Origin of the sequence: Alicyclobacillus sp. TC, from assembly GCF_016804365.1 — a bacterium.
GTDB classification, from domain to species: domain Bacteria; phylum Bacillota; class Bacilli; order Alicyclobacillales; family Alicyclobacillaceae; genus Alicyclobacillus_I; species Alicyclobacillus_I tolerans.
Genome location: NZ_CP044434.1, coordinates 1,036,229 through 1,053,302 on the forward strand (window position 1 = coordinate 1,036,229; position 17,074 = coordinate 1,053,302).

Sequence of the window (17,074 nt, forward strand, 5' to 3'; positions counted from 1 at the left end):
CCAGAACTGACCTCTGGTAAGGAGAGTATGTAGTGAAAAAGAATCTGTCGTCCCGACTGCAACTGCCGGATATGAAGAAAAACCGACGACGTGCGGGGATGATTTTCTTGTTGCTTTTCGTCTTATTGCTGGCAGGCTATATTTGGATGCGTGAACAATTAGCCCCCGTCACGGTGACAAGCTCGCAGAAAAGAGTGCTTTTTCAGGTGAAACAGGGTGAGAGCCTGTCTCAAGTTGCCTTGCAACTTGAAAAATTGCATTTGATTCGCAATGCTTCCGCCTTGCTTTGGTATGTACGGCTATTTCAGCGAGATATGAATATTCAAGCAGGACAATATGCACTGGCTCCTTCTATGGGGAGTTTGCGCATTTTGACCCTATTGGAACAAGGCCAAATTACGTTGCAGGTAGTCAAAGTTACTTTTCCAGAAGGGTTTACGGCTCGCCAGATGGCTGAACGACTCCAGGAAGATGGGATATGTTCGGCAAAAGCATTCATGCAGGCAGCCAATTCAAGTCAATATTCCGAATGGTTTGTGCGCTATATACCGAATAACCCGGAAGTTCATACACACTTAGAAGGATATCTGTATCCGAATACTTATGATTTTTATAAAGGTGAGCCCGCGCATCAAATTGTCAATGAATTGCTGCAGGAGTTTGGACGCGTGGTTACACCTGCCATGTATCAAGAAATCATTAAAGAAGGACAGACGTTGCCAGCGATTATTACAGAAGCATCATTAATTGAGAAAGAAGCCTATTTGGAATCGGATAAGCCTTTAATAGCCAGCGTGATCGACAACCGACTCAAACGAGGCATGCCACTGCAAATTGACGCTACACTGGAATATGTTCTTGGTTATCGACAGCAGCTTACGGTAACTGATGAAAATGCACCTAGTCCTTACAATACTTATCTTCATAAAGGGTTACCACCTGGTCCCATTGCCAATCCAGGTATTGAATCCATTGAGGCTGCCATACATCCGGCGCATACCAATTATTATTATTATGTCGCAAAATTTAATGGTACAGGTGGTTCTTATTTTGCTAGCACATATGCTCAGCAATTAGCTAACGAGAAAAAAAGTCAAGAAAATTATCAGAAGTATATGGAGCATCATCAGTAGTCTACAAGGATTCATTGCATGAAAAGCTTGACGCTAGTTAGGACAATGCCAGCAGGCAGGTTTATTGTCCATTTCGCATAAGCTTGCACTGTGAGCGAATGCGGAGGTGACCATATGCCGGGAGTCATTGCTTTGCTGGCATTTCTTTTAAAAGATGTCTCACTGTTTGTTTCTCATGTCAAGAATCATACATTTCCCCAGCCCCTTTCTGCAGAGCAAGAGGCAGAGTTCATTAGGCGTATGGAAAATGGTGACGGAGAAGCAAGGAATCTGTTAATTGAACACAATTTGCGTTTGGTTGCCCATGTCGCAAAAAAATTTACAACGCGCCAAGAAGACGCGGATGATTTTATTTCCATAGGCACAATTGGTTTGATTAAAGCAGTGGAAAGTTACCATTCGGGTAAAGGAACCAAACTAGCCACGTATGCTGCTCGATGTATTGAAAATGAGATACTTATGCATTTACGTTCTGTCAAACGGCACAGAAAGGATGCTTATCTCTCGGATCCAATCGGAACAGACAAAGATGGTAATGAATTGACCATTGCAGATTTGCTTGGCTCAGATCCAGATGCAGTGGTCGACCACGTTGATCTCACTTGGGAGAAACAAAAAATGTTCGAATTAATGCCAACCTTGCCCGAGCGTGAACGTGAAGTGCTTTGCAAGCGCTATGGTTTGCCGTATGGAGAAGAGAGGACTCAGAGAGAGATTGCACAAGAATTAGGAATCTCCCGTTCGTACGTGTCTCGAATTGAACATCGAGCTTTGACCAAATTGCATGAACGGATGCGGGGGAGCAAGACGAGGATCGAATAAACTCTGTTCTCATAAAGGAGGTTTTTCTCCTGTTAGAAAGTTTCAAGCCGGACGAATGGATTTCGTCCGTCTATGAATTAAATTTGGACAAACTACGAAAAAATGGGCGTCGACTTTTATTGTTTGATCTCGATAACACGCTTGTGCCTTGGAATCATCCTGATCTTCCAGAACCATTGATGCAGTGGCTTGAGTTAGCACGGAAACATGGTTTTGAGATTTGTATTCTCTCAAATAATAGCGGACCCAGGGTGAGGGAATTTGCAAAACGGGCTGGTGTGGCTTACATTGCAGATGCGGGAAAGCCGCAGACTGCTGCCTACTATGAAGCTATGAACAAGTTTTCCGCTTCGCCTGAGGAGACTGTGATGGTTGGCGATCAGTTGCTGACGGATATTCATGGTGGTAGAAAAGCTGGCGTCTATACCGTTCTCGTGTTGCCTATAGCTAAAAGTGAGTGGTGGGGAACACGGATCAATCGTCAAGTGGAAAAACTGATTCTCTACATGCTACACCGAAAATTTCGATTTTCATCACCTGTACAAAAAAAGGAGTTTCATGAATGAAAATATGCAGTGGCTGTGGGGCAGAATTGCAAATTCAGGATGAAAATGCGCCCGGTTACGTTACTTCATCTGCCTTTACGCGTGAGAATCCACTTTGTCGACGCTGTTTTCGCCTTCGGCATTACGGTGAATTTATTCGTGTTCAGTTGGGGGCAGACGATTATCGACAAGAAGTTTCGCGTATTCGGGAAGTTCCTGGACGAGTTTTGTATGTGTTGGATGTATTCGATCTGTCGGGTTCTATGATACCTGGTGCTGCAGATATTTTACGTTCATGCGAGGTTGATCTCGTTGTGAATAAAATCGATCTTTTGCCTCGTGAAGTAGTACCTGCACGTTTAGAGCACTGGATTCGCAGAGAAGTTGAAAAAACGGGAGTACAAGTGAACGGCGTCTTTTTTGTTTCAGCAGAAACTGGCAAAGGAATGAAAGAGATAAAAGAACATTTGGCACGAGTCCCAGAATCTATTATTTATGCTTTAGGGACAGCCAATGTAGGCAAATCAACTTTGCTCAATCGACTGATTCGAAATTCAAGAGAAGAATCCGTATTTACTACATCACGTGTACCAGGAACTACTTTGCGAATGGTAGGCCAAAAAGTTGAGATCGAAGGAAATACAAAACAAATTATGGATACGCCAGGACTTTTGCAAGGAACAAGAATCAGCGAATGGCTGTGTCCGAAATGTTTGAAGATTGCTGTGCCGCGTGCGCAACTGCGGCCCAGAATTTATCAATTAAGGCCAGCTCAGACGATTTTTCTTGGTGGGTTAGTACGGTTTGATTTTGTATCGGGTGCGCCGCAGTCCGTGGTGTTTTATGTCAGTAATGAGTTGCCCGTTCATCGTACCAAGTTGGAAAGAGCCCCAGAGATTCAAGAACATCGGCATCAGGAAATTTTGAAAATTCCTTGTCGGGATTGTCAGGAGAATTATCCTTCGCTTCTCCCCCACAAGTTGGCTACACGTCGTATAGTTTCTGCGCTTTCATCCAATGTTCAAGTTTTGGATGTGCATGGAGTTGATTTGGTGTTGCCTGGGCTGGGATGGATTACTCTTTTTGGATCCCGCTTTGAAGGTACTCTCTGGTTGCCGGAAGGTGTGCCGCTCACGATTCGTCGCCGTTTCATTGGTGATATTAGCCGATTGCCCATTGAGAGGCGGAGCCAGCTTTCTCTACATCGTCAAAAAACCTTTACGTCGGCAACAGAAACTACTTTTCGCTCAGAAAGGATTCAAACACAAAGAAGAGATACGAGGAACAAGGCAGAGATTCGAAACAGATCGTTGAAACGAGGGAGAGACCACTGAACAAAAATCAAGAATATGCTTCAGCAGCTCGACTATTTGGCCTCATCGGTTATCCAGTAGCACACTCTGTTTCTCCACAAATGATGTCAGCTGCTTTTACCGCTATGAGTATAAAGGCGTATTATGTTCCGTATCCAGTTCATCCGGAGCGACTTGAAGATGCACTAAAAGGTTTGGCGGCTGCAGGATGCTTGGGACTCAATGTTACCATTCCGCATAAAGAAAGTGTTTTTGCCAGGGTTTCTGAAAGAACTGAAATTGCTCAAAAAGCTGGAGCAGTCAATACACTTCTTTGGGATGGTATGCAATGGATAGGTCATAACACGGATGTCGACGGTTGGTGGTCTTCGGTAAAGTCTGATTTTTCTATACAGGAAACGAAACGTGTGCTTTTACTTGGAGCAGGCGGTGCTGCGCGTGCGATTGTAACAGCTTTAGCGAAATATGCACCTGGAACGCGTGTGCAAATTACTTCTCCTTCTGGAAAAGCTGTAAACTGGATACACCCATTTTCTCGTCATTTAGAAGTAAACTTCGTTTCGTGGGCCAATCGCCATCAAGATTTAGACAGTTACGAATGGATTATTAATGCTACGCCTGTTGGGATGTGGCCCAATATAGATGAAAGCCCACTCGAACAGATAGATGGACTTCATGCTGGACAAATCGTGCAAGATATTGTCTATCGTCCGTTGCAAACGAAGTTTTTGCTGGACGCCAAGAAGCAAGGAGCCAAAGTTCTTGATGGCGTAACTATGTTGGCTGGTCAAGGGGCGGAGTCTTTGCAGTTTTGGCTGAGTGCTCCTGCACCATTATTGGAAATGGAAACAGCAGCGCGGCAAGCACTTTTATCAGACAATAGTCGTTCATCTAAATGATGATTTTTTGCGTATGTTATACTGAAGCGGAAAGAGGAGAGTCTTGTCAATGCTTGAAAAAAATCAGATAAAGTTTTTAAGAACGCTTGCGCAATCCTACAAACCAGTGGTTCAAGTAGGGAAAGGTGGAGTTACCACAGGTGTGCTAGAACAAGTGGAAATGGCTTTGGAGGCACACGAATTGGTCAAAGTCACGTTGTTAGAAACAAGTCCTATTGAGCGGAACGAGGCGGCAGATGCTATAGCGGAAGCGACCGGATCGGAAAAAGTGCAAGTCATTGGCAGAACGTTTGTCTTGTATCGGAAATCTGACAAAGAACGTATTCTGTTGCCAAAGAACTAATGTCAAAGCGGATTGTTTTATTTGGTGGTACATTTGATCCGCCCCACATTGGACATCTGCTGATGGCTACGCTTGCTGCCGAGCAGACAGAGGCAGACGTTTGGTTTATGCCCGCTCCAGTTCCTCCGCATAAACAGGGGCAGGTTATGGCGTCTTTGGCGGATCGAAAAGATATGATTCGTCAATTGATTTCTCGATCGACAGGCTTATCTATCTGTGATATAGAGGAGTCATTGCGCGCTCCTTCTTATACAGTGGATACTTTACGCGTTCTGAGAGACAAGTATCCTGCGTATTCGTTCAGCTTTTTGATGGGAGCCGATAGTCTGGAGAATATACAGACTTGGAAAGAATGGGAAACCGTTTTGGCGATGACAGACTTTCTGGTGGCTGCTCGGGAAGGACATGATTTAACGCCTGTTTTTTCTGAATTAAGACGAGCTAGCTCTCATTTTCAATATTCGTTGCTGCGAATGCCTTTGGTGGATGTTTCTTCCACGTGGATTAGACAGCGTGTGATTGAAAAACTGCCGCTTTGTGGTTTGGTACCCTTCGCACTTGAAGAAAAGCTAAGAGAAATATATGTAAAATGATAAATTGGGATTTTATCTTTTGATGTGTTTACGCAAAGAGGCAAGAAGAAATGAGGGACGAAATATGACAGAGTTGGCGTTGCAACTCCAGCGCGCAGCACGGAAAGCGTTGAGCGATAGGCGCTTTCGTCATGTGCAAGGTGTGGTGGAGACGGCTGTCACTCTGGCAAGGCACTATCATTTGCCTGAAGAGAAGGCAGAATTAGCGGGTTGGCTGCATGATTTGGCAAGAGAATGGCCAGCTGAGAGACTTGCCCAAGAAGCAGAACAAATTGAAGTACCAAGTGGATTTGCAACAATTCCCATGTTGTTGCACGGACCTGTGGCTGCACATATGGGAAGGGTAGAATATGGAATTTTGGATGAAGATGTTTTGAATGCTGTCATCTATCATACGAGTGGTCGCATGGCGATGAGTGAATTGGAGAAAATTTTATTCATTGCCGATGCTGTCGAACCTGGTCGTTCTTATCCGGGAGTAGATTCTATTCGACAGTTAGCTTTTTCCGATCTCGATAGCGCTGTTCTGCGCTGCTTGGAGAGTTCCATTTTATATCTCTTGGAGCGTGGGGAACCTATTTTTCCTCTAACTGTCATGGCACGCAATGAGTATCTCATGTACACAAATAGTAAACCAAAAACTACAGCCGCAATGCCAAAACAGGGTGCTGTGGAGTGAAAATGAATGAAGGGAGATCATCCATGACCCATATGATGTTGTCCGAATTGGCTATGCAAGCTGCTCAAGCTGCGTCTGATAAAAAAGCGAAAGATGTTCTAATTCTTGATATTCACGAATTAACTCCTATGGCAGATTATTTTGTTATCTGTTCGGCCAATTCGGGAACGCAAATTCAAGCGGTCTCTAAAGCAATCAAAGATAAAATGGGTGAAAACGGTGTTTATTGTAAGGGTATGGAAGGGCTCGAAGATGCACGCTGGGTTTTAATGGATTTTGGGGATATTGTAGTTCATATCTTTCGTCCAGAAGATCGCGAGTTTTACCACTTGGAAAGATTGTGGGGCGATGCACCTGTTCTGAGCCTGGAAACAGAAGCGGAGTGATCGTCTTGGACGACAAAAGATTTTCTGTAGATTCCAGTCCATACACAGGGCTAGCTAATGTGTATGATGAGTTAACCGAAGATGATTTACCTGACAAATGGATAGGCTTTTTGGCACAGCAGCAACTTCTGCCAAATCCACCTGTCAGTTTGGGTGACTTAGGATGTGGTACGGGTGTTCTGGCTGTGCGGTTAGCTCAGCGAGGTTACCATGTAGTGGGTGTCGATAACTCATCTTCGATGCTTACATTCGCTCACCAACGAGCTATGGAAGAAAAAGTAAAAGTGCGGTGGTTGAATCAGGATATGCGTTATTTGCGTTGGCCACAAGGCCTTCCTGCCCCTGCTGGATTTCTGTGCACGCGCGATGCGTTGAATTATATGCCTAGTTGTGAAGATTTGCTTAAGCTATGTCATTGTGTGTATGGTTTGCTGGATAAGAATGGATGGTTTGCCTTTGATGTCCTTGGACCGATGCGTATCCAACAGCTGCAATCAGGAGCATGGCATGTGGTTGATGATGAAATGGCCATTATTCATGCTACAGAAGTGGATGTAACTGGGAAAATATATCATGATGTTACAGGATTTCAAAGACTTCAAGGCAATAACTATCAGCGTTTTGATGAGCATCATATACAAATGTTTTATCCACAAAACGATATTGAAGGACTTCTTAAAGAAGCTGGATTCGCCAAAATTCTTGCTTTTGGAGATTTTGGTGAGTCTGAAATATCATTATCCGATCGTATGACGTTTGTTGCGATTAAAAAATAAGCGGATTATTTACAAAATTAATACCAATTCATACAAAACGAAACAGGAGCCACTGTTAACTCCTCGAATTCTAAACATGTAGTTTGTTCGGTATTTTTACGAAACCAGCGAACTACTAAAGAGATGGATAGTGGGGATAGCATGACAGCATCCTCACAGCGAGGAGGACAAACAGTGAGCAATCCATATGATTCATGGAATCAGGAAGATTCTCAATTCGATTGGCAAGTGTTGAAAAATCAATTATATCCAAATGAAGATTTATCTTTTACGCAAACAGAAACAGAATCCTCCGCAGTTCCTCTGCAGACTTCTTTGATTAAAAATTCTTATCCATCCCAAAAACATATTTGGTTGAAAAGAATATTTTGGATAGGTTTTCCGGTTGTTCTACTTTTTTTGGGATTCTGTATTTTACTGTCCAAACATTTAAATCAATATGGGGCTTTAGATGAATCATCAGCAATGAGTACAGCCGAGTCGTCTCCTACGAGTGCCATGATGGCTCGTCCAGACGAAGTAAATCCGCTGATGAAAATTGATGTCACAGGAGATGTCCGTCATCCAGGTGTTTATTCATTGCCATCCAGTGCCAGAGTAGAGGATGCTGTGAAGGCTGCGGGTGGATTTCTCCATCCGCAGGATTCGTCAATGCTCAATCTTGCAGAACAGTTAAGTGATGGTGAAGAAGTATTCGTACCTGCACCAAATGGACAGGGATTCGCTGGACAGCCATCCACTGCCTTTGTTGGAAACGCCCAAGTCCGTGTGCAGTCGATGGATAACTCAACGGTTGCTAGTCATACTTCTCACAAAAAAGTAGCTTTACCTGAGAATCCAGTTGATTTAAATACTGCAAGTGCAGCCTCACTGGAAACTGTTCCGGGTATTGGACCTACTCGAGCGCAAAGAATCATTGCATATAGACAGTTACATGGTGGTTTTAAAAATGTTTCCGATTTAAAAAATATAAAAGGAATTGGTGAAAAAACTTATGAAAAAATTGCTGAGTTCTTTAGTGTTCAATAATCATGTCTTTACGAATGATTCTCATGGATTGGCGATTAAGATCAGGTTGGTTCGCTTTGATAAGTTCAGTTCTAGGAAGCGTCCTTGGGATACTTCATATCGTTCCTCTCCTTTATAGGTCTCTATTTGTCATCATGGCGTGCTTGTTGTTGATTATGATTCTGGCGTGGAAGTCAGGCTGGATGAATTCATTACCATGGTTGGCCTTAGCTTTCCTTTCTCTGTTCTTTTTTTCTGCAGGCGATTGGAGAGCGGAGCAAGTTTACTTACGATTTCCTACTACTTTATATGGAGAAAAAATAAGTTTCTTGGCTACTGTTCATCAACTCGAGGTTAAACGAAATTGGGAAATCATACATTTAATAGTTACGAATATTTCTAATTCAAATCGTGTTCAACGCGCATATTTTCAAGCAGTTTGGATTCCGAATCGAGAGGATAGACAACCTTATCAGATAGGTGAACAATTGCAGTTAGAGGGTACATGCTTTCCTGATAGAATAAGTTCAAAAGTAAAGTCAACCTTTCCTTCCAACGTGCTTGTCCAATTTTTGTATCCGCAATATGAACTACAGGCCACATTGGTACAATCACTAAGTATGAACCCTAAGCGTAACTTAGGTGTATCAATATTACAAAAATTGCAAAGTCTTTTCTATAACAATAGTCCACCCGCTATGCGTCCACAAGCTCGTATTTTGTTGGCGATGTTGGTCGGTTCACAAAATCTGTCCAAAAGTGAAAAAAATATATTTTTAACAGCAGGAATACCACATGTTGTATCAGCAAACGGCATGAACGTGAAATTTTTAGTTCAAGTTTTATCGTTATTGGAGAAATGGCTACTTCGCTTCATTCTTGTTCCTGTTTCTATCCGAATTATCGCGTTACTCTGCAGCGTTTGGATTTATACGATTATTTGCGGCAGCACAGCTTCTATGGTTCGATATTCCTTGATGGAAACTTATCGATTAAGTGGTGTTTGGGTTCATCGACAACCTTCTTCTACAGTGTCTTTTGTGCTTTCCTCCTGTTTTTTGATATGGATTTGCCCCAGTGTGGCATTTTCAAGCTCCTCGCTATTGTCATTTGCAGCATCTTATGGGATTCAAAAAGCTGTTCTGTTTTTCCCGAAACGTTATTCTAAAAAGAGAATTGGGCGTTTTAGAATCATGCATTATATTTATTGCAGCTTTTTGCTCGATCTTTTTGCTGAATTATATATTGACCCGCTCTGCTTAGAATTGTTTGGACAGTGGACACCTTACGCATTATTGAGTAATTTGCTGCTCGTTCCCGTACTCCTCTGGTTTTTGCCCGTTTTGTATGCATGGATAGGAGTTTGTCTTTTAGCCTCCATCATGCCATTCTTTCATTCGGTTGCCTATGGTATGGGCTGTATACTCACTAAAGGTACACAGCAAATCTTACAAGTCATCAGCGTTTTTGGAAATGCACCTCATGCCATGATGCAGTTGCCAAGTTGGCCATTTTATGATTTATGTGCCTATTACCTGGCTCTTGAATGGTTGTTTATCATTTTGAGAAAAATTTTTCTGTCACCTCGTTAAGTTCATATCATTCTTGCCGGTTTTTATGTAGACGGTTGCGTCATGCATCTTCTGAGAAGCTCATGCCCTTAGGTATGGGGAGTGGTCACAAAATTGTAATGGTTTACAAACAACAGAGCATACTGCAAATGAAAGATGTATGCATTGTCGTATCGTCATCATTGCTCTTCACAGAATGAATTGTGATATAGTAGCTAATGGAGCATAACATAACTTTCTTTAATAAAGGGTAAGTTGGATATCCAGAATGGAGTTGTCTGAAGAATTATTGCTTCAAGGGTGAGTCTGACTTTGAGGAATTTGCTTTTTAGGCAGTGTCCTTTGGAGAAAAAATCATTTTTCAGATGACTCAACTCGGCAATCGAGATATCCTAGTTTTTGGTGTGCCAAAGAAGCGCACGCAGTCGGATGGAGGAGACAGAATGGCCAAAATTGTAATTTTGGGCGGCGGTTACGCAGGAATGATGGCAGCAACACATTTGGAACAATTAGGTGAGAGTTTCACTCTAGTGAATGCTCATGAATACCACTATCTCACCACGCTTTTACATGAAGCAGCGGGTGGGCGTAGCGACGTCCATAACTATTGCATCCCAATTCGTGATATTCTTACGAAACGTACTTCTGAACTTGTAGTTGACAAAGTGAAAACTATCAATCGAGAAAATCGCACTGTTACACTGGAAAACGGCGAATTATCCTATGATTACCTTGTGTATGCGATAGGTTGGGTGCCTGAGTTTTTTGGAATTCCTGGGTTAGCAGAATATAGTTTGGGTATTCGTGACTTGGAAAGTGCTAAAGAAATTCGTCAACACATCGAAGAACGTTTCAAGAAATACAAAGAAACTCAAGATAGTCGAGATCTGCGAATTGTTGTTGGCGGAGCTGGATTGACAGGAATAGAATTACTTGGAGAATTGATGGAATTTCTGCCACAACTATGCCAACAGCTAGATATTGACTTCAGCTTAGTGGATGTTCAATGTATTGAGGCCATGCCTTCCATTTTGCCGCAAGTTGCACCGCCGTTACGTGATGTCGCAGCCAAAACGCTGACGGATAAAGGAGCTAAATTGCGCATTGGTATCAAAATTTTAAAAGTAGAGCCGAATAAAGTCATACTTGAAGGGGCCGATCCAGTAGAAGCTTCGACGATTATCTGGACAGGTGGAGTTCGTGCTAACCCGCTTCTTCAGGAACTTGGTTTTACCTGTGATCGCAGAGGCCGCGCTAAAGTGACGCCGTATTTACAATCAGTGGATGACGAGCGTATTTTTATCGGCGGTGACAGTGCTTGGTGTGACGATGAGCAAGGTCGCCCGCTGCCTCCGACAGCTCAAGTAGCGACACAAATGGGAACGACGATTGCCAAGAATTTACACGCTCTTGTTCATGGGCACAAAGAGGAAATGAAATCATTCCGTCCATCCCTCAAAGGGACACTGGCGTCTTTAGGTCGAGAAGTTGGCGTAGGTGACATGGGTGGTATTCCTGTTCGCGGAATGGTTGCTAGTTTGGCGAAAGAAGCTACAAAGGTGAAATATTTGTGGGAACTGGGTGGTATGCGACTTACTGCTGAGAAAACGCAGCAGGTTGTACAATTGTAAGTTATCAAGTCTTCGTTAATTATGAAGGAGTGACTGGTCTTGGCCGAGTAGCTGACCAGTCACTTTTCTATTCGTGGAGGGTGACCGGGTATGCGCTTCGGACAGGCTTATCTAGCTTTGGAAAAAGGAGAACTCTCTCCAGTTTATACGCTTTTGGGTCAGGATGGAGCGCTGGTTGATGCTTGGATCGAAAGAGTATATCAAAAATTAACAGAAAAGAATCAAGTTATGCGTTTGGATATCCAATTTGACGAGCAGGGAATCGATGAGATTTTAATGGCTGTTGATTCACCATCGCTTTTTGGAGATAGGACGTTGGCTGTGATTCGCCATTTCACCGGAATGCAGAGCGGGGGGAAAAGCAAGTGGGATTTTACAGAGCTAGAAACCTATCTCGAATCTCCCTCACATCATGCTCATTTAATTTTGTGTGTAGATGCTGATAAATTGGATGAACGTCGCAAATTAAGCAAATTGCTCAAGCGCTATCCCATGATTCAATGTTATACGGAGAAAAGTTCGGAAAGGATAGAACTAGCGCGTATACTTGATGAACGGGCCAGACAGCTTGATCATCAAGTTGCACAAGATTTAGCTGAACGCGTGGAATCAGTAGGACAATTTATTCGAGAATTAGATAAGATCTTTACTTTTTCTCATCATCATCCCATCACAATGGAAATATTGGCTGAATTAGCTGTTCCTCGCCTAGAAGACAACCTATTTGCTTTTGTTTCTGCAGTATGGAGCGGGCATTTATCCAAAGCTTGGGCTATTCGTCAAGAACTCGCACAACGCGGAATCGACGAATTTTCTCTGTTGGGTATACTGGCTCGACAGATACGATTAATGTGGTATGCCAAAGTCGTGGGAACAAGCAAGAAGGCTGCAACAGAATTGGGTGTTCACCCTTTTGCACTGAGCAAAGCGGGGGAAGAGGCCGTCTATTGGGATCGTAAAAAATTAGAATCTTGCCTTGTCTCTATTGCTGATGCGGAATATTTTGTTAAGTCAGGTCGATGGGAGGCGGAGGGGGCTCTTCTTTGGGTTGTTTCCAGTCTTACTGTAAGTGTTGGGCAGATTAAACAGCCATACAATCGGGCACAGTAAGCATGGAAGGGGGTCTCAAGCATGGCTCGCCGACGTCGTAAACTATTGGTTCCCGGTGCTCGTGAAGGATTGGAACGTTGGTTGCAGCAAATGCAAGAACAACAACCCAATGATTTGCCATCTCACGATCACCATTTATCGGGGGCATCGACCAGACCGTCCAAGATTGGACATTCCACAAGAAGAACCACCATTTCAAGTGATAGTATGTTAGAACGGCTCGTTCAAGCGGCCAAAGAAGAGACCAGATTGACCGCAAGTGAAAATTTTGGACGGATGGATTAAAAATGAAAACGACCCTCTGCAGGGTCGCCTTTGCGTTGTTTGCTCTTATTACGCCATGTTCTTTTCATAAGTGTTGAAGCGGCGGGTCAATCGCGACTTTTTGCGGCTCGCCGTATTGCGGTGAATAATCCCCTTGGTCGCCGCTTTATCCAGAGCTCGTGTGGCAATGCGCAAAGCTTGACGAGCTTGTTCCACATCGTTTTGCGAGAGTGTCACATCGAACTTTTTCAAAGTCGTGCGAAGGGCGGAACGCAGCGAGGCATTGCGCAAAGTGCGCCGCTTGGTGACGTGCACGCGTTTTTCAGCGGACTTGATGTTCGGCACAATCTCACCTCCTTCGCAACATGCATGCTTACAGACAGTCGTCAGCATACCATAGCCTTTACACTCGCGCAACTGAAGGAGAGAGATTTATGACAAAATCTATCCATAAACGCTTAGGAAGGCCGATATCCATATTGCCCACCAAACAGCGTTTAGCCTATAGTCCAAGGACCGATTTGGCTATTGAGGCACGCGAGATGATGGTTGGTAAACCCGCACCTATTGAAGGACTGGACGAATCAGAAGAACATTTAGAAGGAATAACGATTACGCGTGTACATGTGAAAACCAAAGTTGCTGAACGAAAAATCGGCAAAAAAAAGGGTCGATATATTACACTCGAAGCTCCAGGGCTTCGTCGTCGAGATCCAGACTTACAGGAACGGGTAACAGAAGCTTTTGCAAATGAGTTAAAATCTCTCATTCAACTTCCCGAACGAGCTTCCATTCTTGTCATAGGTCTCGGTAACCGCGATGTAACGCCTGATGCACTAGGGCCACAGGTGGTGCAAAAGCTTTTTGTAACTCGGCATTTATTTCACTATATGCCACAAATACTCGGGGATGGCAAAGGATATCGTTCGGTCTCTGCGGTTGCGCCTGGCGTTCTTGGCATTACAGGAATTGAGACGAGCGAAATTGTTCAGGGGCTTGTAGAAAATATGCGCCCGGACGCAGTCATAGTCATTGACGCTCTTGCTGCCCGCTCCTTGTCTCGTGTTAATTCAACCATTCAGATTGCCGATTCTGGTATCCAACCTGGAGCTGGTGTGGGTAATCATCGCAAACCGATTAATCAAGAGACACTGGGAATTCCAGTATTGGCTATTGGCATTCCTACAGTTGTGGAAGCGGCAACGATTGCTGGAGATACGATAGAATTGGTTTTGGAAGAGTTGCGTAGAAAAGTTCCAGGTAATGCGGCTAACGCCATTTTTGATAGATTTAACACTCGAGAGAAAGTAGATTTAGTTCGAGAAGTTTTAACCCCCGTTGGACACAATTTAGTAGTCACGCCCAAAGAAATTGATGAATTTCTCACAGATATGGCTAAAGTTGTAGCCCAAGGTTTGAACGTTGCCTTGCATCCAGCCATGACGCTTGAGGATGCTGCCCTCTTCATGCATTAATCCTAACTTAAGAAAGTTTTTCAAACCATCTTCATTAAAAACGGCTCTGAGTGACAGCTGTCGACGCAGCCTTTCAGAGCCGTAGGGATAGAAGGTTGGATGATTACAGTTTTTGAAGAATATTAGCAACATAATTTTGTGTCTCTGGAAAGGGTGGGATTCCCCCATAAGAATCAACCGCACCTGGACCTGCATTATAAGCTGCTAGTGCGAGTGCCGTATTCCCATGATATTGTTGCAATAATTGGGACAAGTATTTTGTTCCACCGAATATGTTTTGTTGAGGATTCAGTGGATTTTCTACACCCATTGCAGCAGCAGTGGAGGGCATTAACTGCATCAATCCCAAGGCACCCGCACTGGAAACAGCTGTTGGGTTCATTCCCGACTCCTGTTCAATGACTGCCTGAATCAAATTTGCAGGTACATTGTACATATCTGCAGCAGCTTGAATCGCCTTTTGAATGGATGCAACCGACACTGATGAATCCAGCGAATCGTTGGCTGGGATAGGGTTGGATGAATTGAGTAAATTGGATATCGCTGCTCCATTGGAAGGAATCGCGGTAGACGCTGTATGACCTGTAGATTCATTCGCCAGCAAAGATTCTTCTATGTCTGCCCATAGATTTTCATTGCTTATTTCAGATAACGGATTAGATGCCATCTCTAGGTTATCTATTGAATTGCTCAGTGGATCCAGATTTGTCGACATGACTGAAGTGTCAAGTCCGTACAGGCTGCTGTCTTCTGTGGCAGCATTCAGGGAGTCTTCAGCATTGAGTAGTCCGGGCAACGCATTGAGGTAGGCTTGAATGCTGTCCGTCAAATTGGTGAAAGAGTTTCCGCCGCCATTTTCGTTCATAGGTTGACTCGCATCCAACAACAAGGCTGCCGTATTAAGGCCACTCGAAAGATTGTCTGTAGAATAGCCGTTTTCCTCCATGCTGAGCAGTTCAGAGAGCAGGAGACTGGCAAAATCATTCTTAGCATTGGCAGCAGAATCAGAATTTGTTGGATAGGTATGGAATGAAGACGAATTGATTTTTGGCCTTGGCCGATCTACTGACAAAGGCAAACTGATATTTGACATTCTTTTCCTTCTTTCATTACCTCATAAATGCTTTTCCTACAATGAGTCAAATTTCGCTATTGGGTTCAGGTTTCCTTCTTACTTTTCCATGACATCAGAAAATCTATGAATCTCGCAAACAGCTTGTCATAACTTTATAGATGTCCGCATACCTTTTTGACAAATGCAAGAGTATCAGGAGGAATCGTAAATGGTATCGGATCCGTCGTGGATAGCTATAAAACGCAAGTTAAAAACGTTAGTGGCAGGCGTTATTTTTACCACAATGTTTGTTGGTGCGGCAACTGCCGCTTTTGCTGGGCTTGCGGCTAGCGTATCTGCGCTCGGCGGCGCTGTATCCCAACCGAGCACCTCTGTGACAGCTATGGCTAACCCTGTGCCAGAAACCAGTCCATCGTATGGCGCAAATTCAGGAAGCGATTCATGGGTAACACCTGATTTTTCTTCTTCTGCTCCTGCTTCGGTCAATATCACGCCCAGCAATGGTTCGACGAACTATGGACAAGGCGGTATAGGGTCTGTTGATGGACCTATCAGTCAGGCACTTGACCGCATGCAAAGCCCGCTTGGCAATGCGGTGGACAGTGGCGGAGCCTTTCTTGGCAATCGCGTACAGAACGGATTTGGTCAGATGCTGGCGAGTATTATCAAAACCCTCTTTTTAGAACAACCAGATCCAAGCAGTACACAAATGGGAGGCTGAAATATGGGCAATCATCTACTCCACGAACGCGGTCGCTGGCTGTTGCATGCAGTGCAAATTGAACTACTATCGGTTGGCTGGATAGCCGCAGAAGCAGCTTTATCTGCTGTGGCTGCTCATCAGAGCGGCAGTTTGTCTCTGTCAGCCATCAGTATGGACAGCGCCATTGAACTCATATCCGGTATGATTTTGGTTGTGCGTTTGTGGATAGAACTGCAGACTGGTCAAGTGCGCATCTCCAAGCGTGCGGAGCAAGTGGCCAGCGCTTTAGTCAGTGGTCTACTTTTTTTATTAGCCGCTTATATTGCGATTCGCGCTGGAGAAGATTTACGCACACACGCTAGCATTGAATTTACACCGCTTGGCCTTGCGATTACTGCAGCCTCTTCTGTCATCACACCTTGGTTTGCTGTTCAAAAACGTCGAATGGGCAGAGTGTTATGCAGTACATCACTGATGGGCGATGCAGCTTGTAACGTCGTCTGTACGTATATGAGCTGGATCGTTCTGGCCGATCTCGGTTTGCACTATCTTTTCGGGTGGTGGTTTGTCGATCCGATAGCTGCACTATTTCTTCTCTACTTTATTGTACGCGAGGGATTGCATGCCGCTGAAGGTATCAAAACGGGTCAGCACGTTCATCATCATTAAATTGCAATCGGATCGGCCAAAACTGCAGGGTGATTGATTGCCATTTGTGCTATACTGTGCCGAGAGACGATGTGCCGCG

19 protein-coding genes and 1 pseudogene are annotated in these 17,074 nt (G+C 44.0%); 18 read left to right on the forward strand and 2 right to left on the reverse strand.

The features are described from left to right. Positions 1–32 precede the first annotated feature (32 nt). The 15 genes from mltG (at position 33) to FY534_RS05015 (ending at position 13,094) form a co-directional block, all read left to right on the forward strand. Positions 33–1,133 carry an endolytic transglycosylase MltG gene (gene mltG, locus FY534_RS04945; protein ID WP_203115349.1) on the forward strand — a complete coding sequence of 367 codons (1,101 nt, stop codon included), beginning with the start codon at positions 33–35 and terminating at the stop codon, positions 1,131–1,133. A gap of 114 nt (positions 1,134–1,247) precedes the next feature. Then, positions 1,248–1,955 carry an RNA polymerase sporulation sigma factor SigK gene (gene sigK / locus FY534_RS04950; RefSeq protein WP_072872618.1) on the forward strand — a complete coding sequence of 236 codons (708 nt, stop codon included), beginning with the start codon at positions 1,248–1,250 and terminating at the stop codon, positions 1,953–1,955. Positions 1,956–1,984: 29 nt separating this feature from the next. Next, entirely contained in the window at positions 1,985–2,521 is a 537-nt protein-coding gene (locus FY534_RS04955) for a YqeG family HAD IIIA-type phosphatase (protein ID WP_072872617.1), read from the forward strand. Next, positions 2,518–3,834, forward strand: a complete 1,317-nt coding sequence (yqeH, locus tag FY534_RS04960; protein WP_072872616.1) for a ribosome biogenesis GTPase YqeH — start codon at positions 2,518–2,520, stop codon at positions 3,832–3,834. Before FY534_RS04955 ends, yqeH begins: the two co-directional genes overlap by 4 nt. Before the next feature lie 44 nt (positions 3,835–3,878). Continuing rightward, positions 3,879–4,712, forward strand: coding sequence for a shikimate dehydrogenase (aroE, locus tag FY534_RS04965; protein ID WP_255567426.1), 834 nt, complete (start codon positions 3,879–3,881; stop codon positions 4,710–4,712). A gap of 49 nt (positions 4,713–4,761) precedes the next feature. Further along, positions 4,762–5,055, forward strand: coding sequence for a ribosome assembly RNA-binding protein YhbY (gene yhbY, locus FY534_RS04970; protein WP_203115350.1), 294 nt, complete (start codon positions 4,762–4,764; stop codon positions 5,053–5,055). Continuing rightward, a complete protein-coding gene (gene nadD, locus FY534_RS04975; RefSeq protein ID WP_072872613.1) occupies positions 5,055–5,648 on the forward strand; it encodes a nicotinate (nicotinamide) nucleotide adenylyltransferase in 594 nt (197 codons plus the stop codon). Before yhbY ends, nadD begins: the two co-directional genes overlap by 1 nt. A gap of 64 nt (positions 5,649–5,712) precedes the next feature. Next, the gene (yqeK, locus tag FY534_RS04980) at positions 5,713–6,327 is read left to right on the forward strand and encodes a bis(5'-nucleosyl)-tetraphosphatase (symmetrical) YqeK (RefSeq protein ID WP_072872612.1); all 615 of its coding nucleotides are present in this window, start codon (positions 5,713–5,715) and stop codon (positions 6,325–6,327) included. A gap of 32 nt (positions 6,328–6,359) precedes the next feature. Further along, on the forward strand, positions 6,360–6,713 hold the full coding sequence (rsfS, locus tag FY534_RS04985; RefSeq protein WP_072872749.1) for a ribosome silencing factor: 354 nt from the start codon (positions 6,360–6,362) through the stop codon (positions 6,711–6,713). Positions 6,714–6,718: 5 nt separating this feature from the next. Further along, the gene (locus FY534_RS04990; RefSeq protein WP_072872611.1) at positions 6,719–7,489 is read left to right on the forward strand and encodes a class I SAM-dependent DNA methyltransferase; all 771 of its coding nucleotides are present in this window, start codon (positions 6,719–6,721) and stop codon (positions 7,487–7,489) included. A 174-nt stretch (positions 7,490–7,663) separates the two neighbouring features. Continuing rightward, positions 7,664–8,518, forward strand: coding sequence for a ComEA family DNA-binding protein (locus tag FY534_RS04995; RefSeq protein WP_072872610.1), 855 nt, complete (start codon positions 7,664–7,666; stop codon positions 8,516–8,518). A 182-nt stretch (positions 8,519–8,700) separates the two neighbouring features. Further along, entirely contained in the window at positions 8,701–10,089 is a 1,389-nt protein-coding gene (locus FY534_RS05000) for a ComEC/Rec2 family competence protein (RefSeq protein WP_072872609.1), read from the forward strand. A 422-nt stretch (positions 10,090–10,511) separates the two neighbouring features. Continuing rightward, a complete protein-coding gene (locus FY534_RS05005) occupies positions 10,512–11,699 on the forward strand; it encodes an NAD(P)/FAD-dependent oxidoreductase (RefSeq protein WP_072872748.1) in 1,188 nt (395 codons plus the stop codon). Positions 11,700–11,789: 90 nt separating this feature from the next. Then, positions 11,790–12,809 carry a DNA polymerase III subunit delta gene (holA, locus tag FY534_RS05010; RefSeq protein ID WP_203115352.1) on the forward strand — a complete coding sequence of 340 codons (1,020 nt, stop codon included), beginning with the start codon at positions 11,790–11,792 and terminating at the stop codon, positions 12,807–12,809. Between the two features lie 21 nt (positions 12,810–12,830). Then, positions 12,831–13,094 (forward strand): hypothetical protein, encoded by a 264-nt coding sequence (locus FY534_RS05015; protein WP_072872607.1) that lies wholly within the window; start codon positions 12,831–12,833, stop codon positions 13,092–13,094. A gap of 48 nt (positions 13,095–13,142) precedes the next feature. Here FY534_RS05015 and rpsT read toward each other — a convergent pair whose 3' ends face one another. Then, positions 13,143–13,418: a 30S ribosomal protein S20 gene (gene rpsT, locus FY534_RS05020; RefSeq protein ID WP_072872606.1), complete on the reverse strand. Its 276-nt coding sequence runs from the start codon at positions 13,416–13,418 to the stop codon at positions 13,143–13,145. A gap of 89 nt (positions 13,419–13,507) precedes the next feature. Here rpsT and gpr point away from each other — a divergent pair, with 89 nt between their 5' ends. Beyond that, positions 13,508–14,548, forward strand: a complete 1,041-nt coding sequence (gpr, locus tag FY534_RS05025) for a GPR endopeptidase (protein WP_203115353.1) — start codon at positions 13,508–13,510, stop codon at positions 14,546–14,548. Positions 14,549–14,651: 103 nt separating this feature from the next. Here gpr and FY534_RS14985 read toward each other — a convergent pair. After that, positions 14,652–15,017: pseudogene (locus FY534_RS14985) on the reverse strand (lytic transglycosylase domain-containing protein); the annotation flags it as partial. Positions 15,018–15,831: 814 nt separating this feature from the next. Between FY534_RS14985 and FY534_RS05035 the strand changes: the two are divergent. Next, entirely contained in the window at positions 15,832–16,344 is a 513-nt protein-coding gene (locus FY534_RS05035) for a hypothetical protein (protein WP_072872605.1), read from the forward strand. Between the two features lie 3 nt (positions 16,345–16,347). Then, on the forward strand, positions 16,348–16,995 hold the full coding sequence (locus FY534_RS05040) for a cation efflux transmembrane domain-containing protein (protein ID WP_072872604.1): 648 nt from the start codon (positions 16,348–16,350) through the stop codon (positions 16,993–16,995). Positions 16,996–17,074: the final 79 nt, after the last annotated feature.